Below are 22,888 nucleotides of genomic sequence, written 5' to 3' on the forward strand. Positions count from 1 at the left end.
TTCACTCCTTCTAATTCTTAGCCATCGTGCCCCGCTTCGCGGGGTACCGGCCTTCGGCCATAAATGTCGTGATGAATATCGTAAATGACGTGAATATCGCGTTTTTCAAGCAATAGACGCCTGCTCTGCGGTCATGCGAAGCAGGAAAAATTCACGATATTCACGTATTCACGGTCCTTCAAATTCTATGGATCACCCTGTGGGTCAGCGCCGGCAGGCTCTTGCGCAGGCTTGCCTGATATGCGGGATTGACCGAGGCGACAACCACGCCCGACCCGCGCGGCAAACGATCGAGTACCGTGCCCCAGGGATCCACCACCATCGAGTCGCCGTGAGTTTCGCGCCCGCTCAGGTGATAGCCGCCCTGTGCCGGCGCCAGAACGTACGCCAGATTCTCGATTGCCCGCGCACGCACCAGCGATTCCCAATGCGCACGGCCGGTGGTCTCGGTAAAAGCGGCGGGCACCACGATGATGTCCACATCCTTCATCGCCCGGTACAACTCCGGAAAACGCAGATCGTAGCAGACCGACAACCCGATACGCCCGAACGGCGAATCCACGACCTTGACCTGCTTGCCCGCTTCGAGCGTGCCCTCCTCGGCGAACCTCTCTTTGCCGAGATCGAGGTTGAACAGGTGAATCTTGTCGTAACGCGCGACCATCCTGCCGCCATCGTCGTAAAGCTGGCAGGAGTTGTAGATCTTGCCTTCGGTTGGCGCTGTCATCGGCACCGAACAGCCGACCAGCCAGATTTTATGTTTTCTTGCCGTTTCGGAGAGGAAGCGCTGGATCGGCCCGTCGCCGTCCTTTTCACGAACTTTTACTTTGTCGGTCGGACGCATGCCCATGATGGCGAAATATTCCGGCAACGCGACCAGCCGCGCCCCCTGCGCCACCGCTGCCTCGATGAGCCGGCCGGCTTCGTTCAGGTTGGCGGCCACGTTCGGACCGGAGGCCATCTGCACGCCGGCGATACGAAACGCCTGCGCGTGCCCCTGTCCTTTCACCGTCGCCGTTACCGGCGCGGCGTGATCGCGGGCGCCACGCAGTTTTGCGCGGCCGAATCCTGATTGGGTGGTGGCCATGCCGGTTCCGAAGCCTGATTCCTGTCGAGGCGAGGTCGGATTGTAACCTCGTGCGCGAGGAATGCTCTAACGTCCTTTTTCCTTCACGTCGGATGGCGACTTGGACACCCGCGCAATGACCGGATCGGCCCAGCTTCCAGTGACCGAATAATCGAACGATGCGATCTGGCTGAAGGGATCCTTGAGCGCTTTCTGCGCGATGAGCGCGGCAACGCCGATGGCGGGATTGACGATGGCACCGGCGATCGCAATACTCTCCGACAGCGACGGCGTGACCCGCACGATGAGATTCTGGGTTTCGCGGGCGAGATCGACCTGACCGTGCATCGCCACGCGCGCAGCGGAACCCTCCATCCGGAAATCCTGCGTATAGGCAACGCCCGCGGTGATATTCAGGTTTGCCGAGATGCGATCGAAACTGAAACCCTTGCTGAACACGTCGCGGAAATCCAGCGATACGCGTCTGGGCAGTGCCTGCAGGCTCAGGATGCCGAGCAGCTTGGCCACGCCCGGCTCGATCTGGCGGAAACGCCCGCCCTTGGCTTCCAATTTCAATTGACCTGACAGGGACGGAATGTCGAACCGGGTCGGATTGCCTCTCCAGGCAATCGGGCCCTCGAGCAAGGCAGTTCCACCCTGCACGCTGTCCGGCCAGCCCAGTCTCGTGAAGAACTTGCCGACGTCGGAAACCTCGAGCTTTACCTTGACGTCGGTGCGCGAAATTTCTCCGATCGCCCAGCGTCCGCTCATGGCGAACTTGCTTTCCGGATTGGCGATTTCCAGCCGCTGCAATTGCCAGCCGGAGGTCTCCGGTTGCGCCAGCACCGTCAGGCGTCCCAGATCCTTGCCTTCGTAGGTAAAGCTGTCGGCAACCAGATCCACGGAAGGCAGGCGCTGCTCGGCCCCGCCGCCGGGCTTGCCGGCCTGGATTTCCGTTGTAATCGGCGGCAGCACGAGCTTCGACAGGCGGGCAGCCAACTTGCCGTCGCCATCTGATACCCACGACATCTGACCGGCCACTTCGCGGCCGGCGAGCGTAGCCTGCCATCCGGCAGCCTGCCGGGTTGCTTCCACTTTGAGACCGTGAAAGCGCCGGCGACCGACGTCGAGGATGCCGATCTGCAGGTCCACACCGGCAAGATCGATTTGCGAATCTCCCGGGCCGCCGGACAGCAGGCCCTGCCAGACGTCCGCATCCACCAGGTCGAGGCTGCCCCGTAACCATAATCCGTCCGAAGTCGGTAGCGCAGCCGGACTGCCCAGGCTCACCATGCCGCGACTCACCCCACCGGGCGCGCCTCCATCGAGCAGTAGTTGCGCGGAGGCGACCTTGTCGAGGTTGACGGCGAGCACGCCCTGGCGTCCGGGGCGTTCGCGCAGTTCCACGCGCAGCGGCAGGCTGGCGCTGGCGGCCTTGGCGAACGGCGGCGGCAACGTCGACGTGAGGCCGACCAGGTTCGAGTCAAAGCGAATGGTGGCGATCTTGTTACGCACGACGATGGTGCCGCGCCACGGCGTCTGGCCGTCCAGGAAAGCAAGCATGGGATGTTTCCAGACCACCCGTGCCTGATCCACGTCCAGCGTGCCGACGATGCTCGCCGTGATGCCGCCAACCGCCTGATTGGAGGCTTCGAAAGACAGCGGCTCGCCGAACATCAGCGCACGGCCCTCCCTGACGTTGAAGGAATGCTCGGTAAACGCGATGCGCGCGCCGAAATGTTCGAAAGGCGGCAGGCGTGGGTCGAGCGTAACCAGGTTGTTCTGCAGCATCAGTACGCCTTTGACGGCGGACTCCTTGATCTGGTGCAGGGGCAGATCGAGTTCCAGATCGAGTTTGGCGTCGCCAGCGGCTTTCATTTCGTCGGTGAAGCGGTTGATGTGGCCCGCCACCGGCGTCGATGCCGCATAACGCAGGAAGTCCGATGTCGCTCCCTGCGCGACGCCTTTGACCTGCAGATGTTCGTTATGCCTGCCGAGTTCGGCAATTGACGCCCGCACGCCGGACAACTGCAGGCCTAGAATTGCACCGGACTGGCCGCGCAGGTCCATGCGGTCGCCTCTGAAAACGACATCGCCGGTAATACCGGTAATCGGCGGCCAGCCGTCTGCGTAGTCGATGGTCACGCCGCTGGCCTTGGTTGCGACTTCGAACACGCCGTTCTTGTCGCCGGCAAACGGAAAGTCCTTCAGCGGGCCTTTCAGCCGGAAGCGCATATCCTTCGACTCCCCGGCGAGCAGCGCCCGCTTTAACCAGGCCTGCGTAACCGGCGCCGCCACCGGCATGTAGCGCCAGAGCTGGTGCGCATCGGCACGCACCAGCATGCCGGACAGGTCCACGCTGCCGCGGCCCTCGGCCGCGTTGCGATAAGAACCGGAAACACTGCCGGCGAGGTGCTCGTTGGTGAAGTTCGCGTTCTTGATGGCGAGATCGACTACGTCATCATGGAAAGTCCATCCCGCATTGGCCGCGAGATAGTCCAGCGGCAGCGGCTCGGAGAATATTTTCGGCAGCTCCACACCCCCGTTTGTTGCCTTGAGCGATATCGTTCCACCGCGCTCATTCGCGTCGAACTGGCCGCTCAAACCGTGAAACCCGGGGAGCGAGCCGTCGGGCCGCGCTGCCATGGCGGCAAAACGGACCTTCGCCGAGTAGGGGTGGCCGGTGCCCCAATCTCCGTCCCAGGAAAAATTGGCGTCTTCGACAGTCCCGGTCGGAGCAGACCGCGCCAGGCGGCCGCGCAGCGCGGCATCAAGCGGCAGGAACTCCGCGAGATCTACCACGGGAGCGAGGTCAAGGCCTGACAAGTGCAGTTCGGAATGGCGCACGCCGCCAGCGGGCTCGGAACGCGCGTAGCTGAATTGCGTCGGCGCCAGCTTCAGCCCGTCGGCGGCCGTAAAGCCGAACGAAGTCGCGGAAATTTCGGTGCGGTCGCCGCGCTGCATCCAGCCCAGCCTGCCCTCTACTTCGGACAAAACAAGATCGGGCAGATTGGACGCCAGCCGGGTCTGCACATTGACCAGCCTGAGGTCGGCGGTGGCCGCGCCCAGGCGGGTGCCGTTCAGTTCAAGCCACAAGCGCAACGATCCGAGACCGCTCGCCAGTTCCAGCGGTGCCGGTATCCATACCTGCGCTAGCGCGAGGTCGGCGTAGCCGATTTCGGCATAGAGTTTTCCGTTCCACAATTGCACTTCGCGGACATCGCGGCCGAGAAATTCGCCGCGCGCAACGAGCGGGGAGGCAATCTGCGCAGGTGGCACCGCCGTCAAACCGAAGCGATGGATCGCGCCATCGCGGTCGAGCCGGAAATTGACTTTATCGAGCCGCAGTTCGGGGGCACTGCGCATTTCGTCCAGCCAGGTGATGGTGGCGTCGCGCACGAGCACCTGGCGTTGTGCCAGCAGCCACTCGCTGAACCCGCCGCCGTCAGCGGCTTGGCGCTGCATGGCGATGCCCGCGACCCAGAGCACGCCGGAAGCGTCGCGTTTGACCTCGAGCTCGGGTCCGTAGACCGCCAGGGAATCAAAACGCCACTCGGCCGACAGCAGCGACAGCCACGACAACACGGTTTCAACCCGGTCCAGCACCAATGCCGGCTGGCCGTCGGTGCCAAAGACCTTGACGTCCATGAGGTTCAGTTCCGGCCGGTAACCCTGCCAGCTTCCGGTGATCGAACCGATCGTGACGCGCTGCCCAACCGAGCGTGCGATCGTTCGCGCAATCGGCTCGCGATAGTCGTCGATATTGGGCAGCACGAGGTAGCGCAGTCCAAGTACCAGCGCGACGAAAACCAATCCGGCGATCAGGACCGCATAGGTCGCGGCGCGATAGGTCCAAAGCGAACCGTGCTTGAGGAAGGCGAAGCAGTATTTGAGAAACACTTGGTCGACGGCGCGCTATCGGGGCGGTGGAAAGAAACGCTGTTCGGTTAAGATACGCGGACGCAAATAAAATTCTCCGGACATCCACCGTATCCGCGGAAGCCCGATGGCGCACAAACCTGGTGGCGGCGTAATTGACGCACCGGCCCCGGAAAGGTTGACGTCGCTCCCCAGGACAGCGTTGCCGATCGAAGCCCAGCCATTCTAAACCAACGACGCATGTCCGCCGCCGCTTCCATATCGAAAGACTTGCCATCGGCCATCGCCCGCGCCGCGCGGCTGTCGCGCTACGTGCGCGACCTGCTGTCCGCGGAACCGGGACTGGCGACCGGCGTTACGCTGGATGCGCCGCTCGATCGCGGCTGGATGCACGCGCAGATCGAGGGTCGGGACCATGACGACCAGACGCTGAAGACTGAGCTGCGCCGGTTGCGCAAGGCGGTCATGCTGGGATTGATCACGCGCGATCTCGATGGTCGCGCGAACCTGGCGGAGGTGGTCGACACCGTTACCGCACTGGCGGAGGAAGCCGTGGCGGCGGCCACTGCCAGCCATGCGCAATGGCTGGCGCGGGAGTTTGGCAATCCATTGGGCGCAATCTCGGGCGACAAGCAGCAGTTGCACATCATTGCGATGGGCAAGCTCGGCGGCGGCGAACTCAACGTGTCTTCTGACATCGATATCGTGTTCGCCTACCCTGAGGACGGCGAAACCGACGGACCGCGGCGCATTTCGAACCATGAGTATTTCATCCGGCTTGCGCGCAGGATCATCAGCGCAATCGCCGAGGTCACAATGGACGGGTTCGTGTTCCGGGTGGATACGCGGCTGAGGCCTTACGGCGACAGTGGTCCGCTCGCGGTGAGTTTCGACATGCTGGAGGAGTACTTCACCACCCAGGGACGCGAATGGGAGCGCTACGCCTGGGTGAAAGCGCGGCCGGTCACCGGGGAGGCCGGCGCGGACCTCGATGCCGTCGTTACGCCTTTCGTGTACCGGCGTCATCTCGACTACAGCGCTATCGCCAGCCTGCGCAGCCTGCATGCGCAAATCCGCCAGGAGGTGCAAAAGCGCGAAATCGCGGACAACATCAAGCTCGGCCGGGGCGGCATCCGAGAAATCGAGTTCCTGGTGCAGGTGTTCCAGATCATCCGCGGCGGCCGCGAACCGGTGTTTCGGCTGCGCCCGACGCTGAAGGCGCTGGCGCTCCTCGGGGAAAGGCGATTGCTGCCGGGTGCGGCCGTCGATGAATTGCGCACCGCCTACGTGTATCTGCGCAATCTCGAACACCGTTTGCAATATCTGGACGACCAGCAGACCCAGATGTTGCCCCGCGCGGACGAAGATCGCGCGCTGGTCGCCGAGATGATGGGTTGTGCGGATTATGCCGGCCTGCGACGGGAACTCGACGCGCACCGCGCCGTCGTGTCGCGGCACTTCGAGGCGATTTTCGCCGGCGTACGGGAAAACGGCGGGGTGCAGGATCAGGCCGATCTCTGGCTGCAGGCGCTGTCCCGCGAAGACGCGCTCGCGCGGCTCGCCGGCATGGGCTTCAGCGATGTAGGGCGCATTTACGCGAGGCTCATGGCCATCAGAGGCAGTGCGCGCTATCGCCGCATGGCGGCATCCAGCCAGGCTTTGCTGGATCGGCTCATTCCGCAACTGATGGAAACCGCGCACGTGCTGCCGAATCCGGATACGACTTTCGAGCGCATGTTCAACGTCGTGGACAGCATCGGCCGGCGCGAAGCCTACCTGGCCCTGTTGCTCGAATATCCGAATGCGACCGCCCGCCTCGCGCGCCTGGCTTCGGCGAGTCCGTGGGCCGCAGATTATCTGGCCCAGCACCCGGTGCTGCTCGACGAACTGATCGACCCGCAAGGCAGCAGCGATGTGGCGGACTGGCCGCGGTTGCGCGAGACGCTGCACGCGAGCCTCGACGAGCACGACGGCAACACCGAGCGGCAGATGGACATCCTGCGCCACTTCAAGCAGACGCAGACGCTGCGCCTGCTCGCGCTCGATCTTGCCGGCGCGCTGTCGCTCGAGACGCTGTCCGATCACCTGAGCGATCTTGCCTGCACCGTGCTGGAAGAAGTGCTGCGCCTCGCCTGGAATGCGTTGCGGGTGCGTCACCGCGAACAACCGCAGTTCGCGATCGTCGGTTACGGCAAACTCGGCGGCAAGGAACTCGGCTACGCCTCCGATCTCGACATCATTTTTCTCTACGATGACGAGGACCAGGCCGCGCCGGAAACTTACGCGCGCCTGGCACAACGCATCAACACCTGGCTTACCAGCGCAACATCAGCCGGCGTGCTGTACGAAATCGATCTGAGACTGCGCCCCAACGGCGCAGCCGGACTCCTGGTTAGCCAGATCGACGCCTTCCGGGAATACGAGTTCGAAAAGGCCTGGGTGTGGGAACATCAGGCGCTGACGCGCGCCCGCTTCGTCGCGGGCGCTGACGCGATCGGCCGGCGTTTCGAGCGCCTGCGCATCGAAGTGCTGTGCCGGCCCCGCGATCTCGCCGCACTCGGAAGCGAAATCCTGTCCATGCGGGACAAGATGCGCGACGCGCACCCGAATGGCAGCGGCCTGTTCGATCTCAAGCACGATCGCGGCGGCATCGTCGACGTCGAGTTCGTGGTGCAATTTCTGGTGCTGGGCCATGCACACCGGCACGCCGGGCTGACGGGTAACATCGGCAATCTTGCCCTGTTGAAGCTCGCTGCCGGGCTCGGCCTGCTGCCCGATGATCTGGCCAGCGGCGCGCACGCGGCTTACCGTGAATTCCGCCGGCTCCAGCATGCGATGCGGCTGCAGGGCGAGCGTTACGCGCGCGTGGATCCTGCCGGGGTGGCGGAACACGTGCAGGCGGTGCTGCATCTCTGGGAGTGGGTATTCGGCAACATCCGGCGGGTGCCGGCTCAGCCCGAGTAGAGCTTGCCGGACAGGCGGTAGGTAGTGGTGCTGCCCTTGCCCTTGATTTCGATTTCCTGCGGCGCCTCGCAGGAATAGCGGTGTCCGAGACGGCGGAAAGTCGTCTTGTCCACCAGAATCGTGCCCGCTTCGGCTTCGGATGTCAGTCGGCTCGCGAGATTCACCGTGTCGCCCCACAAATCGTAAATGAAGCGCGTCTCGCCGATCACGCCCGCGATCGCGGGACCGGTCGCGATGCCTATGTGAAGCTGCACGCCCAGACGATGCATCTGCGGATCGGATCGAGTCAACTCGATCATCTCCAGCGCCATGTCGGCCACGTGATCCGCATAGTTGAGCCGGTTTTCCGCCAGACCGCCGACCACCATGTAGGCGTCGCCGATGGTCTTGATCTTGTCCAGCCCGTGATGCTCCGTCAGCCGGTCGAAACGCGTGAATACTTCGTCGAGGAAGGACACGACCTGGTTCGGCGTCAGTTCCTCGGCAAGCCGGGTAAAATTCACCACATCGGCGAACATCACCGAGACATCGGCAAATCCATCGGCGATGGTGCCCGGCTGATGCTTCAAGCGCTCGGCCACATGGGCCGGCAGGATGCTGAGCAGCAGCTTCTCGGATTTCTCGCGCTCGGCCCGCACCAGGTCGTGTTGCTCGGCCAGCCTGCGTTCAAAACGATCGCGTTCCTGCACAAAGTGCCTGAGCAGCAGATAGACCATGGTGGAGATGATCGTGAAATTCATCACGAAGAATACCGCCACCGTCTTCATCGGAATGCCGTTGCCTTCCCCCGTGGCAAGGAAGAAGTCGAACACGCCCGACAGGATCGTCAGCACCACATAAGCGACGAACCAGGGGATCGACTCGCGTGGCCCGAAACAGACCATGGCGCCCACCGGCGCCAGCAGCGCCAGCAGCGCAATCCCGGACGAACTGACGAAACTGCCGATCGACCACTGGATGACGAACGGAAAGAACAAAAACAGCGAAAGCTGCGCCACCCTGAAGAAATCGAAATTGCGGGTGCGCAGATAGATGGCCAGAACCGCGGCGGAGACGACCTGAAAGCCCAGCGGGACGGAGGTCGGGAGTTTAAGCCCCATCCACCAGTAGATCAGCAGCCAGAGAATGGCGGCCATGTTCATCAGGCCGCTGGCGAACATCAGCAACGTCTTGCGCAGTCTGAGTTCTTCGCTGTCGGACTCGTCGATCGCCGCCGCCCCGAGACGGGCGATCAGACCCCGGCCCGGTATGGCGCGATTGGAAGTTTTAGCCATGGATGCTGGAAGTTAACGGCTTCGAGGGTTGAAAGCGTTGTTCTTTTTCGGAGGATTCGTCCCGCACGCAAGACGGCAAGAGTAATGCATGCGGTCGCTTTCCGGCAAGGCGTGCCTGTTGTCTTCGTAGGGACGCTCATCAAAAACCGCTGCCTGCGCTAGAATTAGCGCTTTTTCGAGGGAGTGAAGCAACATGTCGATGGCCGACCGCGACGGTCTGATCTGGTACGACGGCAAAATGGTCCCCTGGCGCGAGGCCAACACGCACGTGCTCACCCATTCGCTGCACTACGGACTCGCGGTATTCGAGGGGTTGCGCGCGTACAAGACCGTCAGCGGCACCGCGATCTTCCGGCTCAAGGAACATACCGAGCGGATGTTCAATTCGGCGCACATCTACATGATGAAAATCCCCTACGACCGGGAAACGCTCATGGAAGCGCAAAAGGACGTGGTGCGCGCCAACCAGCTTGAATCCTGTTACGTGCGACCGATCGCATTCTATGGTTCCGAAAAGATGGGCGTTTCTCCCAAAGGCGCCAAAGTGCATGTGGCGATCGCCGCCTGGCCCTGGGGCGCCTATCTCGGCGTCGAGGGTCTGGAAAAAGGCATTCGCGTAAAGACATCCTCCTATGCCCGCCATCATGTCAACGTGTCGATGTGCCGCGCCAAGTATTCCGGTACTTATGCCAACTCGATCCTTGCCAACATGGAGGCCACCGAGCACGGCTATGACGAGGGTTTGTTGCTGGACGTGGACGGGTTCGTCGCCGAAGGCGCTGGCGAGAACCTGTTCATGGTCAAGAACAACAGGATGGTCGAGCCCGAGCTGAATTCCGCGCTGATCGGCATCACGCGCGACTCGGTCATCCAGCTCGCCGGCGATCTGGGCTACACGGTCGATGCGAAGCGCATTACCCGGGACGACCTGTACATCGCCGACGAGGTATTTTTCACAGGAACGGCCGCTGAAGTGACGCCAATCCGGGAAGTGGACGGCCGTACAGTCGGCGCCGGCAAGCGCGGCCCGCTCACCGAAAAGCTGCAAGCAATGTTTTTCGACGTCGTCAACGGCCGTTCGGAGAAATATCGCCACTGGCTGGACTACGTCTGAACGCAATGGAACCGGCCGCCAGGAACAGCAACAAGCAGAAACAGGTCGAGGTCACGGCGGCGGACATGCCGCTGCACTGCCCGCTGCCGTCGCAGGCGTTGTGGAACTCGCATCCGCGCGTATTCCTGCCTATCGGCGGCGACGGCGAGGCGTTGTGCCCGTACTGCGGCACAAGGTATGTATTGCGGGGTGCCGTAAAAGCAGCACACTAACCCTTAACCGCAAAGGCGCCAAGGCGCAAAGAAAACCACGCAAAGGAAATCGAAAGAACATTCTTGTTGGAAATTCCGGCGCCGCGCTCTGGACACGCAACCAAGAGATTCCTGACTGAAATGTCTCTGCCTTTCTTGGCGTTCCCTTTGCGCCTTCGCGCCTTTGCGGTTAACAGGTTTTCCCTGTGGCGATGACTAGAATCCTGGTGGTGGCGCCGTCCTGGGTCGGCGATGCGCTGCTGTCCCAGCCCCTGCTTACGCTTCTCAAGCAACGCGATCCCCGGTCGACGATCGACGTGCTGGGTCCCGGTTGGGCGCTGCCGATCTTCCGGCGCATGCGCGAGGTGGACGAGGCCATCGAAAGCCCGTTCGCCCACGGCGAACTTGCACTGCGCGAACGCCTGCACGTCGGCCTGCAGCTGCGAGCGGGACTTTACGATCGCGCCTACGTGCTGCCGAATTCCTTCAAGTCGGCTCTGGCGCCGCTGTTCGCGCGCATTCCCGAGCGCATCGGCTTCGTCGGCGAAGCGCGCCGCTGGCTGCTGACCGACGCACGCAAGCTGGACGAGCGCGCGCTGCCGCTGATGGTGCAGCGGTTTGCTCATCTGGCCGCACCGCGCGGCACCGCGGTCGAAGGTGAACTACCGAATCCGCGACTGCGAGTCGAGCCCGTGGAGCGCGATCGCCTGATGGCGCAGTTGGGGCTCGTGCGCCCGTCACGCTTGGTCTGCTTCTGCCCCGGCGCCGAATACGGGCCGGCCAAACGCTGGCCGCCGCACTACTTCGGCGAACTCGCCGCCGCGCTGGCCGCCGAGGGCAATGCGGTCTGGATCGTCGGTTCATCCAGGGAACGCGACATCGGTGAAGCGATTCGCGAAAGCAGCGCGGGCGTCGCGCTGAATCTTTGCGGACGCACGACTCTCGACCAGGCAGTGGTGGTGTTGTCCGGGGCGGACATGGTCGTGACCAACGATTCCGGCCTCATGCATGTCGCCGCGGCGCTCGATCGCCCGATGGTCGCGCTGTACGGCTCCAGTTCGCCCGCGTTCACGCCGCCGCTGTCCGGACGCGCGCAAATCCTCAAGCTGGATGTCCCCTGCAGTCCGTGCTTCGAACGCACGTGTCCGCTCGGACATTTCGACTGTATGATGAAACTCATGCCGGGCCGGGTACTTGCAGAAATCCACGGGCACTCTGCATTGTGATCACCAAAAATTGCGCCACGCCGCAGGACGCGGAGCAGGCGTTTTATCGCGCCTTCGAACATGCCGACCTGGTCGAGATGATGGCGGTATGGGCCGAGGAAGAAGACATCGTCTGCGTCCATCCGGGAGGCGGACGCCACAGCGGCCTGGTCGAAGTGCGCGAATCCTGGCGGCAGATTTTTTCCCAAGGGCCGCGCCTGCGCTTCCGGCTTGCGGGAAACCGCGTCTTCGCCGGACGCATGCTGTCGGTACACAGCGTATACGAACATGTGGCAGTGGCGGGCGATCCGCGACCAGCCAATCCGGTCCTCTCCACGAACATCTATCTGCTCACCGATCGCGGTTGGCGCATGCTGGTCCATCACGCGTCGCCGCTCGCGCCCGAAGCCGCGCCGCAGGAAGCACCGCCGTCCGTCCTTCACTGATGCGGCCCTACCGTGCGCCCTGGTGGCTGCCGGGCGGCCACCTGCAGACAATCTATCCGTATTTCCTGCTCAAGCGCCGTCCGCCGCCTTATCGTCGCGAACGCTGGGAAACGCCGGACGGCGACTTCATCGATCTCGACTGGGTGGACGAAAGCGCCGATCGCGCGCCGCTGATGGCGTTGTTCCACGGCCTCGAAGGCGGTTCGGGCAGTCACTATGCGACCGCGCTGATGCGTGCGGCTGCGCGCCGCCACTGGCGCGGCGTCGTCATCCATTTCCGCGGCTGCAGCGGCGAACCTAACTGGTTGCCGCGCGCCTATCACTCCGGAGACGCCGACGAGATCGCCTGGATACTGCGGCGCCTGCGCGCACTCAATCCCGCGATCCCGTTATTTGCGGCCGGCGTATCGCTCGGTGGCAATGCGTTGCTGAAATGGCTCGGACGCAGCCAAGCGTCCGCACGCGGAATTATCGATGCGGCGGCGGCCGTTTCGGCGCCAGTGGACCTGATGACGGCGGGAGACTTGCTGGGCACCGGCGTGAACCGGCTGTACGGCCATCATTTCCTGCAAACGCTGAAGAGAAAAAGCCTCGCGAAGCTGGAACGTTTCCCGGCCCTGTACGCAGCACACGTCGTGCGAAACGCGCGCACTCTTCGCGAATTCGACAACGTCGTGACAGCGCCTTTGCACGGTTACCTGGATACCGACGACTACTGGACGCGCGCGAGCAGCAAACCCGATCTCGGTGGCATCGCAGTGCCGACGCTGATCGTGCACGCGCGCAACGACCCCTTTCTGCCCGGCCGCTATCTGCCCGCAGCCAGCGAAGTCTCGGCCAGCGTCACCCTGGATTTACCGGAGGGCGGCGGACATACCGGGTTCGCATCGGGGCCCTTTCCGGGCCACCTCGACTGGTTGCCGGAGCGGCTGCTGGCCTTCTTTTCCGAAAAAATCACGACAAAGAGGCAATCGGCTCGCCAGTAACCTCGGCGCAGACTATGCAGGTCGCGTGTGTGATAATCGTCCGCAAACCAACTCCCTTTCCACCATGTCCGCCATCCCGTCCGAAATCTTCAAGGCTTACGATATCCGTGGCGTCGTCGGCAAGACGCTTACCCCCGAAATCGCCGAGTCGGTTGGCCGCGCGATAGGTTCGCAGGCGCGCGAACTCGGCCGGGACAAGGTCTGCATCGGCCGCGATGGCCGGCTGTCCGGCCCGTCCCTGTCGCAAGCGCTGGCGCGCGGCCTGCAAGCAGCGGGCGTGGATGTCATCGACGTCGGGCGGGTGACCACGCCGATGCTGTATTTCGCGACCCATCATTTGCAGACGGGATCGGGCGTGATGGTGACCGGCAGCCACAATCCGCCGGACTACAACGGACTCAAGATGGTGATCGCGGGAGAAACACTCTCGGGCGAGGCCATCCAGGAACTGCGCAAGCGCATCGAATCGAACAAGCTGGCCTCGGGCAACGGCGCATACAGCCAGAACGAAGTGGCCGAGGCTTATCTGAAGCGCATTACCGGCGACGTCAAACTGAAGAGAAAAATGCGCATCGCGGTAGACTGTGGAAATGGCGTGCCGGGTGCATTCGCCCCGGATCTGTTTCGCCGCCTTGGCTGCGACGTCGAGGAGTTGTTCTGCGAAGTCGACGGTAATTTTCCAAATCACCATCCCGATCCCTCGCAACCGGAGAACCTGAAGGACCTGATCGCCGCGCTTGAAAAAGGCGATGCGGAAATCGGCCTGGCCTTCGATGGCGACGGCGACCGCCTCGGCGTGGTCACCAAGCAGGGTAAGATTATCTTCCCGGACCGGCAATTGATGCTGTTCGCCGCCGACGTGCTGAAGCGCAATCCGGGCGCGGAAATCCTGTTCGACGTCAAGTGCACGCGCAATCTGGCGCCCTGGATTCGTGGTCACGGCGGCAAACCGACGATGTGGAAGACCGGACACTCCCTGATCAAGGCCAAAATGAAGGAAACCGGCGCACTGCTGGCGGGGGAAATGAGCGGCCACGTTTTTTTCAAGGAGCGCTGGTACGGCTTCGACGATGGCGCCTATGCCGGCGCGCGGCTGCTTGAAATCCTGAGCGCCGTTGCCGGTATCAAGGCAGCGTTCGATACACTTCCCGATTCGATCAACACACCCGAACTGCAGATCAAGCTCGGCGAGGGCGAGAACTACGCGCTGATCGGGAAACTGCAGAAGACCGCCAAATTTCCCACGGCACGCGAGGTCATCACGCTGGACGGGTTGCGGGTCGAGTATGCGGACGGTTTCGGCCTGGCGCGTTCGTCGAACACCACGCCGGTGGTGGTGCTGCGCTTCGAAGCAGACGACACGGCCGCACTCAAGCGCATCCAGGAGGATTTCCGTCGCGTGCTGCAGGAAAGCAGGCCGGGCGTGCAACTGCCGTTCTGATCGCGTAACGCAACCGCAGCGGGTCATCGCACGCCGCGGCTTTCCGGCTAAAGAACTGCCTTCCCGCAACCGTTAACGGGATCGCGTGCATGTGCGCGCAGATTCCCTGTTGGTATACGCACGCCCCTTCGCTCATGGCCGAACCAAACCCCGCACCGGCTGAAGCCGTTGCAGACGAGCCGCCCGTCTATCAATTCGAGGATATGCGGCTGAAAGCCGGCGACCGGCTGCAAATGCAGTTGCCGGCGAGCGTGACCCACGAAAGGCCCATCGTGCGGCTGATCGGTTATCTCGACAAGCAATGCCTGCTGGTCACCGCACCCGCCGGCCTCGGCTTGCAGAAACCGCTGATGGAAGGCGATCGCGTAATCGCGCGCGTTTTCATGGGACAGGGCGCATTCGGCTTCGTCAGCTTCGTGGACAAAGTCATCCGGGTGCCATTCGATTATCTGCATCTGTCCTTCCCGAAGCAAATCCAGGGCTTGATGGTACGCAAGGCGCCACGGGTAAAAACCGAAATCGCCGCAACGGTCGAGACCTCCTCCGGGAATGCCGAGGCGCACGTCTCAAACTTGTCTGCGACCGGCATGTTGCTGCACTCCGCGACGGCCCTTGGCGCCAATGGCGATAATTTGTCGGTCACGCTGCCGCTGAACCTGTACGACGTCAAAACCGAGCTCAGGCTGCGCGGCAGGATCAAGGCTGTCAGCTCGGCCGCGATCGAGGGTGGGGGCGACGAGCATCGATGCGGCGTGGAGTTTCTGGACCTGCAACCGAACGAAACGCTGATCCTGCAAAGCGTCGTCCATCATGAGCTGGCGAAACATCCCCACAGCGTGGTCTGAACCCGCGGTAATCCGTTTTTACCGCTCTTCGAGGACTTTTTTCAGGTTCGCGAGCCCGGAGCGATAAGCACCGTTCAGAAAATCCAGCGCCGCCTTGTCGTCCTGTCCTTCGGGAGGCTGCTCGGTCCAGTAAGCGAGCCGCTTGAAGCGCCCGCGCCACTCGACGATCGAACGGCCGTCACCGGCATCCTTGACATCAATTCCGAGTAGTAGTCGGATGCCCGCACCACGCCATCCACGTAGGTATAGGCCATGCGCCGGTTGTCGGGATCGTAGTCGAGCAGCTTTTCCGTGACCTGGGTGCCGTCGCTGCGACGTCGCAACACACGGATCGCGCCGGTTTCGTTGCGCTCGTGCAATATCAGGCGGCTGGATTCGGTGCCCGGCGCCCAGCGCTGAATGCCGCCGAAATCGCCCGCCATCGCCCACACTTGTTCCGCTGGCGCGTCGATCGTGATCGTGTGGAAGATGGTCAGTTCCAGCGCATCCGCGAACGCGGATAACGAGCTTGCGGCGAGCGACAGTCCCGCCATCCAGTATGCCAGTCCGTTCATGCTCCCCTCCCGGCCGGCGATGCCGGCGTTTGAGCGATTCTCTGCTTCACCCAGTCGCTCACGCTGTCCAGCGCCTCGGACAATTTCGTCGGGTCCGTTCCGCCGGCCTGCGCCATGTCCGCTCTTCCCCCACCCTTGCCGCCTACCTGCTGTGCGACGAAATTGACGAGCTCGCCCGCCTTCACTTTCGCGGTGAGGTCGGACGTGACACCTGCGATCAGCGTGACCTTCCCGCTTTCGACGGCGCCAAGCACGATGGCCGCCGACTTGAGCTTGTCCTTGAGCTTGTCCATTGTTTCACGCAGCGTTTTCGCGTCTGCGCCGTCCAGCTTCGCAGCCAGCACCTTTGCTCCGTCCACGTCAATCGCCTGCCCAGCAAGATCATCGCCCTGCGAACTCGCGAGTTTGGACTTGAGGCGTGTGAGCTCCTTTTCCAGCGCCTTCTTCTCATCTAGAAGATTGTTTACCGCTGCTTCCACCATTCCACCTCCGGGTCCCACCCTGAGATGCCTGGCGACTTCGTGCAATTCCTGCAGCTGGTTCATCATCATTGCGAGCGCGCTCACACCGGTGGTGGCCTCAACGCGGCGAATTCCCGCAGCGACCCCGCTTTCCGAATAGATCTTGAACACGCCGATATCGCCGGTGCGTGACACATGCGTACCGCCACACAGTTCGCGTGAGTTGCCAATGTCCAGCACACGCACCTCGTCGCCATATTTCTCGCCGAACAGCATCATGGCGCCTGATTTTTTTGCCTCCTCAATCGGCATGATCTGGGCTTTGGTCGCGACGTTTTGCATTATCTGATCATTGACCAGGAGTTCGACCCTGCGAATTTCCTCGTCCGTCATCGGCTTGTCTTGGGCAAAGTCGAAGCGCGTCTTGTCCGCGTCGACCAGAGAGCCCTTCTGCTGCACGTGCGGACCCAGCACGTCGCGCAGGGCCTTGTGCATGATGTGGGTGACCGAATGGTTGCGCATGGTGCGCGCGCGCAGGGCCGTGTCCACCCGCGCCTCGAGCTGGTCGCCAACCTTCAGCGTGCCCGCCTTGAGCGTGCCGTGGTGGCCGAAGACCTCGGCCTGAATCTTCTGCGTGTCGGCGACCTCGAATGTGCCGCCGGCGGCCACCAATTCGCCCTTGTCACCCACCTGGCCGCCGGACTCGGCGTAGAAGGGCGTGGCATCCAGCACCACGATGGCCTTTTGCCCTGAGGCGATCTCCTGCACGGCCGTTCCGTCGACGTAGATCGCCGTCACCTTGCCCTCGCCGGCGAGCCGCTCGTAGCCGGTAAAGCGCGTCTTGTCGCCGGTGTACTCGACGCCCAGGCTGGTCTTGAACTTACCCGCGGCACGCGCCTGCTCGCGCTGACGTGACATCGCCGACTCGAAGCCCGCCATGTCCAGGGTGATGCCGCGCTCGCGGGCGATGTCCGCCGTCAGGTCGACCGGAAATCCGAACGTGTCGTAGAGCTGGAATACAGTTTCCCCGTCGAGCATCCTGTCTTCGCGGTGCAATGCGTTCTCCAGCATCTTCATACCGTTTTCCAGGGTTTCGGCGAAGCGCTCTTCTTCCTGCCTGAGCACGTCGGTGACGCGCTGCTGCGCGACGCGCAGCTCGGGATACGCGTCACCCATCACGCGCGCGAGTTCCGCGACCAGCTTATGGAAGAACGGCCGGTTCTGTCCGAGTTTGTATCCGTGGCGAATCGCACGCCGGATGATCCGGCGCAGCACGTAACCGCGGCCTTCGTTGCCGGGGATGACGCCATCTACGATCAGGAAGGAACAGGCACGGATGTGGTCCGCGATCACGTTCAGGGAACTCGACGCAAGGTCCTTCGCCCCGGTCACTTTCGCGGCCGCCTTGATGAGGTCCTGAAACAGGTCGATTTCGTAATTGCTGTGCACGCCTTGCAGCACCGCGGCGATGCGTTCCAGACCCATGCCGGTGTCCACCGACGGTTTCGGCAGCGGATGCATGGTGCCGGACTCGTCGCGATTGAACTGCATGAACACCAGATTCCAGATTTCGATGTAGCGGTCACCATCGGCGTCGGGCGTTCCCGGCGGCCCGCCGGGGATGCCGGACCCATGGTCGTAAAAGATCTCCGTGCAGGGACCGCAAGGCCCGGTGTCGCCCATCTGCCAGAAGTTGTCGCTCTGGAATTTCTGCCCGCCCGGCTTGTCGCCGATGCGCGCGATGCGCTCTTTCGGCACCTTGATGTCGTTGGCCCAGACGTCGTAGGCGTCGTTGTCGGTTTCGTATACGGTGACCCAGAGGAGGTTCGGATCGAGCCCGTATTCCTTCGTCAGCAGTTCCCAGGCGAAACGAATGGCGTCGCGCTTGAAATAGTCGCCGAAACTGAAATTGCCCAGCATCTCGAAGAAGGTGTGGTGGCGCGCGGTATAGCCGACATTCTCCAGGTCGTTGTGCTTGCCGCCCGCGCGCACGCAACGCTGCGACGTGGTGGCACGCACATAAGGACGCTTGTCCTGGCCGAGGAACACATCCTTGAACTGCACCATGCCGGCGTTGGTGAACAGAAGCGTCGGATCGTTGCCCGGGACCAGCGGGCTGGACCCCACGATGGCATGGCCCTGCCTCTCGAAATATTCGAGGAAACGCGTGCGGATTTCGCTGCTATTCATTTGCTGTTGAACCGTCCAAATAGATCCTCAACCTTGCACCACGGAGTACACGGAGGAAAAACAAGACAACAAAAAGCGAATTGGCGAGAAAATCGGGGTGACTGTTCGCGAATCCGAACTGGCAATTTTTTGCCACGGATCATCATTCCATGAAAGATTCCGACCCGCACATTTTCCTTGCCCTTGGTTTTCTCCGTGTCCTCCGTGGTTCAATCCTGTCTCTGCTTTGTCCTCAATCTTCGCACGATTTCTTCAGCACCGCATGCACGATCTCGGCCGAAAATCCCCGGCTGGCGAGGAATCGCGACTGCCTGGCGCGCTCTTCCAGCGTCGTGGGCAGGCTGCCGAATTTCTTTTTCCACACCGCGCGCGCCGCTTCGACCTCGCTGTCCTTCAACTGGGATTGCGCTGCCACGAGTGCGGCGTCAGACACACCCTTTTCGCGCAGTTCGTGAAGGATGCGGGCCGCCCCGAACCTGCGCCTGCGCACGGTGGTTGTGTGCTCGACGAAGCGCGCCTCGGACAGCCAGCCGCGCTTTTCCAGATCGTCGAGCAGGGGCTCGATTTCGTCCGGATCTTCGGCAAAGGGTTGCAGCTTGGCCTGCAGTTCCTGCCGGGAATGTTCGCGCCGCGCCAGGGCTTTCAGCGCGCGGGCGCGCAGGCTGAGCGGTCGCGCCGGCAACTTGAGGCGCTACTCCGCTTTGACAACCTGCGCCAACGGCTTTTCGGCAACGTGGGCGCGAATCTTGGTCTCGATCTCCCTGGCGATCTCAGGGTGTTCCTTGAGGAATTCCCGGGTGTTGTCCTTGCCCTGGCCAATGCGATCCTTGCCGTAGCTGTACCAGGCGCCGGATTTCTCGATCATCTTATAGAGCACGCCCAGTTCGATGAGCTCGCCTTCGAGTGAAATGCCCTCGCCGTAGAGAATGTCGAATTCAGCCTGGCGAAACGGCGGCGCCACCTTGTTCTTCACCACCTTGGCGCGGGTCTCGTTGCCGACCACCTCCTCGCCCTTCTTGATCGAGCCAATGCGGCGGATGTCGATGCGCACGGAGGCATAGAATTTCAGGGCATTGCCTCCGGTCGTGGTTTCGGGGTTGCCGAACATGACACCGATCTTCATGCGGATCTGGTTGATGAAAATCACCAGCGTGTTGGAACGCTTGATGTTGGCGGTCAGTTTTCGCAGGGCCTGAGACATCAGCCGCGCCTGCAGGCCCATCTGCGGCTCGCCCATCTCGCCTTCGATTTCCGCTTTCGGGGTCAGTGCCGCAACCGAGTCGACCACCACGACGTCCACCGATCCGGAACGCACCAGCATGTCGGCGATCTCCAGCGCCTGCTCACCGTTGTCAGGCTGCGAGATCAGCAGCTCGGAAACGTTGCAACCGAGCTTCTGCGCATATTGCGGATCGAGCGCGTGCTCGGCGTCGATGAACGCAGCGGTTCCGCCGATTTTCTGCATCTGCGCGATGACCGACAAGGTCAGCGTGGTCTTGCCCGAGGACTCCGGTCCGTAGATTTCCACGATGCGCCCGCGCGGCAGACCGCCGATGCCAAGTGCCAGGTCCAGGCCCAGCGAGCCGGTGGAAACCACTTCCACATCCTTGGCTATGTCCTTTTCGCCAAGGCGCATGATCGAGCCCTTGCCGAACTGTTTTTCGATCTGGGAAAGGGCGGCGGCAAGTGCCTTGCTTCGATTTTCGTCCATGCAGTTTTCCTCTCTTGTGAACGCAGCATTATTGCATAACAACGCCGGGGCGCCGGAGCTGCAATTTCCGCGCTTTTTCAGGCACCTGCCGCCCATGCTCGGAACATGCGCGGGCTTGTTAAAGGCGCTTGCGGTTTTGCCGTAACCAGAACATGTTGGCCGCGTCCGCTCCAAAAAAAATCAATCGCTTCGAGATTCAGCGCACCCTCGGCGCGGGCGCGCAGGGGACGGTCTACCTGGCCCGCGACACCCGGCTCAACAGACGAGTCGCGATCAAGACACCCGTGGTCGGCGGCAAGGCGGAGGAGCACCGGCGCCGCGTCGATACCCTGCTGGCCGAGGCGCGCATGGTCAGCCAGCTTTCGCATCCGAACGTGGTCCCACTGTTCGATGCGGGCGAGGAAAGCGAACTGCCCTTCCTGGTGTTCGAATACGTCGAGGGCACCGTGCTTTCGCAGATGATCAAGCGCGAGCGCCGCCTGTCACCGTCGCGCGCCGTCGCGATCGCAGTCGAACTGCTCGCCGCACTCGGTTACGCCCATCACAAGGGTGTGATGCACCGGGACATCAAGCCCGGCAACATCATGCTGACCGCCGACGGCGGCACGCGGGTCATGGACTTCGGCATTGCCCAGCGGATCGCCGACAACACCCCTGACACGCCGGACGGCTTGCGCGGCACGCCCTGCTATCTCGCGCCGGAATACGTGAACAGCGGCCTCTACACGCCAAGATGCGACCTCTATTCGGCCGGCGTCGTGCTCTACGAGATGCTGACCGGCCGGCCCGCGGTGAACGGCCGCAACGTCTTCGAGATCCTGCACCGCGCCGCCAACGAGTCCATCGCCGCGCCCTCCACGCTGAATCCCGAGGTCGACGAAAAGCTCGACGACCTGGTGTTCAAGGCACTGGCACCGCAACCGGAACGCCGCTACGCCAGTGCCGAGGAAATGGAAGAGGCGTTGCGCGAATACCTGGACCCCGCCGCCTCCGCCGACGGTCCCGGCGCAGACGCCAGCGGCACGCTCGAGTTCCTGCTGCGGCGAATGCGCCACAAGAGCGACTTCCCGGCGCTGTCCAACACCATCAGCACGATCAACCGCGTCACCGGATCGGCCGATGAAAATGCATCCGCGCTGTCCAACACCATCCTCAAGGATTTCGCACTGACCAACAAGCTGTTGCGGCTGGTCAACACTGCTTACTTCGGACAGTACGGCGGCACCATCAGCACCGTGTCGCGGGCCGTCGTCATACTCGGCTTCGACCGCATCCGCAGCGTGGCGATGACCCTGATGCTGATGGAGCATCTGCAGAACAAGGCCCAGGCCGCGCAGTTGAAGGAAGACGTCGTAGCGGGCTACTTCAGCGGACTGCTGGCGCGCGAACTTGTCGCCAAGGCCAACATCCGCGACGGCGAGGAGGCTTTCATCTGCACCGTGTTCCACGATCTCGGCCGGTTGCTGGCACGCTTCTATCTCGTGGAAGAAGCGCTGCAGATCGATCGCCTGGTGGAACAGGGCACCGCCGACGAGAAGCAGGCGTCGCTGAAAGTGCTGGGCATCAGCTTCGAGGAACTGGGCGTTGGCGTGGCCCGTGCCTGGAATTTTCCTGAACGCATGGTGCAGAGCATGCGCAAGCTGCCGGACGAGCAGGTGCGCCGGCCGTCAGGCGCCGAAGATCGGTTGCGTGCAATTGCGGAACTGAGTTCGAACCTTTGCGCCACCCTTCGCGAATCCGATGCGCGGGCACGCGACCAGCGCATGCACGCGCTGGTCGCCAAGTTCGGCAAGGGTCTGAATGTCACCCCGCAGACCCTGGAGACTGCAATCCAGCAATCGATGCTCGATCTCAAGCGCGATGCGGCCGCGCTCGATCTGCGCGCGGCGGATGGTTTCCTGGCCCGTGTCGCCCTGGCGGTAAAAGCGGAAAAACCGACCGCGGGACAAACGCGGACCGATCAATTGCAGACCGCCATCGAGCACGCAACGCTGACGACACCGGTGGCCGCCCTGCCGGAAGAAGGCGCGCCACGGGAATCAAACCGCAAAGCGCTGCTCACGGCCGGCATCCAGGACATCACCAACGCCCTGGTCAGCGACTATCAGTTGAATGATGTCCTGCGCATCATCCTCGAAGCGATGTACCGCGGCATGGGTTTTACGCGTGTTCTGCTATGCGTGCGCGATCCATCCACCCATACCCTCAAGGGACGCTTCGGCTTCGGCGCGAACATAGACGAGATCATTCGCAAGGGTTTCGGCATCCCGATCGGCGGCTCGCGCGACGTGTTCCAGGCAGCCATCACCAATGGCGCAGATATTCTGATAGAAGACACCGAAGCGGAGAGCATCCGTTCGCATGTTCCGGACTGGTTCCGAAAACTGATTCCGGCGCAGTCGTTCGTGCTGTTTCCTATCCTCATCAACAAGAAACCGATTGGGATGCTGTACGGCGACGCGGACGCCGCCGGGCGATTGAAGATCCCCGCCGACGAACTCGCGTTGCTGAAGACATTGCGCAACCAGGCGGTGCTGGCGATTCGACAGCATTCGTCGTAA

16 protein-coding genes are annotated in these 22,888 nt (G+C 62.5%); 9 read left to right on the plus strand and 7 right to left on the minus strand.

Annotation, left to right across the window (positions count from 1 at the left end; translation table 11 throughout):
• Window positions 1-178 precede the first annotated feature (178 nt).
• Together HY067_01060 and HY067_01065 are read right to left on the minus strand one after the other, a co-directional pair.
• Entirely contained in the window at window positions 179-1,087 is a 909-nt protein-coding gene (locus HY067_01060) for a carbon-nitrogen hydrolase family protein (GenBank protein MBI3526539.1), read from the minus strand.
• Between the two features lie 66 nt (window positions 1,088-1,153).
• Window positions 1,154-4,966, minus strand: coding sequence for a TIGR02099 family protein (locus tag HY067_01065; GenBank protein ID MBI3526540.1), 3,813 nt, complete (start codon window positions 4,964-4,966; stop codon window positions 1,154-1,156).
• A gap of 219 nt (window positions 4,967-5,185) precedes the next feature.
• Between HY067_01065 and glnE the strand changes: the two genes are divergently transcribed.
• Complete coding sequence (gene glnE, locus HY067_01070) at window positions 5,186-7,909, plus strand: bifunctional [glutamate--ammonia ligase]-adenylyl-L-tyrosine phosphorylase/[glutamate--ammonia-ligase] adenylyltransferase (protein ID MBI3526541.1); 2,724 nt, start codon at window positions 5,186-5,188, stop codon at window positions 7,907-7,909.
• Here glnE and HY067_01075 read toward each other — a convergent pair.
• Window positions 7,897-9,183, minus strand: a complete 1,287-nt coding sequence (locus HY067_01075; GenBank protein ID MBI3526542.1) for an adenylate/guanylate cyclase domain-containing protein — start codon at window positions 9,181-9,183, stop codon at window positions 7,897-7,899. The two genes, glnE and HY067_01075, sit on opposite strands and share 13 nt — an antisense overlap.
• Window positions 9,184-9,376: 193 nt before the next feature.
• Here HY067_01075 and HY067_01080 point away from each other — a divergent pair, with 193 nt between their 5' ends.
• The 7 genes from HY067_01080 to HY067_01110 all read left to right on the plus strand — a co-directional run bounded on the left by HY067_01080 (window position 9,377) and on the right by HY067_01110 (window position 15,411).
• Window positions 9,377-10,297, plus strand: coding sequence for a branched-chain amino acid transaminase (locus HY067_01080; GenBank protein MBI3526543.1), 921 nt, complete (start codon window positions 9,377-9,379; stop codon window positions 10,295-10,297).
• Between the two features lie 5 nt (window positions 10,298-10,302).
• The gene (locus HY067_01085; protein ID MBI3526544.1) at window positions 10,303-10,509 is read left to right on the plus strand and encodes a zinc-finger domain-containing protein; all 207 of its coding nucleotides are present in this window, start codon (window positions 10,303-10,305) and stop codon (window positions 10,507-10,509) included.
• Window positions 10,510-10,700: 191 nt separating this feature from the next.
• Window positions 10,701-11,714 (plus strand): lipopolysaccharide heptosyltransferase II, encoded by a 1,014-nt coding sequence (gene waaF / locus HY067_01090; protein ID MBI3526545.1) that lies wholly within the window; start codon window positions 10,701-10,703, stop codon window positions 11,712-11,714.
• Window positions 11,714-12,139 carry a nuclear transport factor 2 family protein gene (locus HY067_01095; GenBank protein MBI3526546.1) on the plus strand — a complete coding sequence of 142 codons (426 nt, stop codon included), beginning with the start codon at window positions 11,714-11,716 and terminating at the stop codon, window positions 12,137-12,139. Before waaF ends, HY067_01095 begins: the two co-directional genes overlap by 1 nt.
• Window positions 12,139-13,125 (plus strand): hydrolase, encoded by a 987-nt coding sequence (locus tag HY067_01100; protein MBI3526547.1) that lies wholly within the window; start codon window positions 12,139-12,141, stop codon window positions 13,123-13,125. Before HY067_01095 ends, HY067_01100 begins: the two co-directional genes overlap by 1 nt.
• 64 nt (window positions 13,126-13,189) lie before the next feature.
• Window positions 13,190-14,566 (plus strand): phosphomannomutase/phosphoglucomutase, encoded by a 1,377-nt coding sequence (locus HY067_01105; protein ID MBI3526548.1) that lies wholly within the window; start codon window positions 13,190-13,192, stop codon window positions 14,564-14,566.
• Window positions 14,567-14,700: 134 nt separating this feature from the next.
• The gene (locus tag HY067_01110) at window positions 14,701-15,411 is read left to right on the plus strand and encodes a flagellar brake protein (GenBank protein ID MBI3526549.1); all 711 of its coding nucleotides are present in this window, start codon (window positions 14,701-14,703) and stop codon (window positions 15,409-15,411) included.
• Window positions 15,412-15,485: 74 nt separating this feature from the next.
• Here HY067_01110 and HY067_01115 read toward each other — a convergent pair whose 3' ends face one another.
• The 4 genes from HY067_01115 to recA form a co-directional block, all read right to left on the minus strand.
• Complete coding sequence (locus tag HY067_01115; GenBank protein MBI3526550.1) at window positions 15,486-15,965, minus strand: SRPBCC family protein; 480 nt, start codon at window positions 15,963-15,965, stop codon at window positions 15,486-15,488.
• Window positions 15,962-18,616: an alanine--tRNA ligase gene (gene alaS / locus HY067_01120; GenBank protein ID MBI3526551.1), complete on the minus strand. Its 2,655-nt coding sequence runs from the start codon at window positions 18,614-18,616 to the stop codon at window positions 15,962-15,964. The genes HY067_01115 and alaS overlap by 4 nt, the downstream gene beginning before the upstream one ends.
• A gap of 232 nt (window positions 18,617-18,848) precedes the next feature.
• The gene (gene recX / locus HY067_01125; GenBank protein MBI3526552.1) at window positions 18,849-19,298 is read right to left on the minus strand and encodes a recombination regulator RecX; all 450 of its coding nucleotides are present in this window, start codon (window positions 19,296-19,298) and stop codon (window positions 18,849-18,851) included.
• 9 nt (window positions 19,299-19,307) lie between these two features.
• On the minus strand, window positions 19,308-20,327 hold the full coding sequence (gene recA, locus HY067_01130) for a recombinase RecA (GenBank protein ID MBI3526553.1): 1,020 nt from the start codon (window positions 20,325-20,327) through the stop codon (window positions 19,308-19,310).
• A 152-nt stretch (window positions 20,328-20,479) separates the two neighbouring features.
• On the opposite strand from recA, the gene HY067_01135 reads away from it, so the two are divergent.
• Window positions 20,480-22,888: an HDOD domain-containing protein gene (locus HY067_01135; protein ID MBI3526554.1), complete on the plus strand. Its 2,409-nt coding sequence runs from the start codon at window positions 20,480-20,482 to the stop codon at window positions 22,886-22,888.

The sequence above is a fragment of the Betaproteobacteria bacterium genome, assembly GCA_016194905.1.
Classification (GTDB): Bacteria; Pseudomonadota; Gammaproteobacteria; order Burkholderiales; family JACQAP01; genus JACQAP01.

Coding starts and splice junctions, on each gene's coding strand:
- HY067_01060 (MBI3526539.1), bottom strand. CDS start 1,087: ATGGCCACCACCCAATCAGGATTCGGCCGCGCAAAACTGCGTGGCGCC.
- glnE (MBI3526541.1), top strand. CDS start 5,186: ATGTCCGCCGCCGCTTCCATATCGAAAGACTTGCCATCGGCCATCGCC.
- HY067_01075 (MBI3526542.1), bottom strand. CDS start 9,183: ATGGCTAAAACTTCCAATCGCGCCATACCGGGCCGGGGTCTGATCGCC.
- HY067_01080 (MBI3526543.1), top strand. CDS start 9,377: ATGTCGATGGCCGACCGCGACGGTCTGATCTGGTACGACGGCAAAATG.
- HY067_01085 (MBI3526544.1), top strand. CDS start 10,303: ATGGAACCGGCCGCCAGGAACAGCAACAAGCAGAAACAGGTCGAGGTC.
- waaF (MBI3526545.1), top strand. CDS start 10,701: ATGACTAGAATCCTGGTGGTGGCGCCGTCCTGGGTCGGCGATGCGCTG.
- HY067_01100 (MBI3526547.1), top strand. CDS start 12,139: ATGCGGCCCTACCGTGCGCCCTGGTGGCTGCCGGGCGGCCACCTGCAG.
- HY067_01105 (MBI3526548.1), top strand. CDS start 13,190: ATGTCCGCCATCCCGTCCGAAATCTTCAAGGCTTACGATATCCGTGGC.
- HY067_01110 (MBI3526549.1), top strand. CDS start 14,701: ATGGCCGAACCAAACCCCGCACCGGCTGAAGCCGTTGCAGACGAGCCG.
- HY067_01115 (MBI3526550.1), bottom strand. CDS start 15,965: ATGAACGGACTGGCATACTGGATGGCGGGACTGTCGCTCGCCGCAAGC.
- alaS (MBI3526551.1), bottom strand. CDS start 18,616: ATGAATAGCAGCGAAATCCGCACGCGTTTCCTCGAATATTTCGAGAGG.
- recA (MBI3526553.1), bottom strand. CDS start 20,327: ATGGACGAAAATCGAAGCAAGGCACTTGCCGCCGCCCTTTCCCAGATC.
- HY067_01135 (MBI3526554.1), top strand. CDS start 20,480: ATGTTGGCCGCGTCCGCTCCAAAAAAAATCAATCGCTTCGAGATTCAG.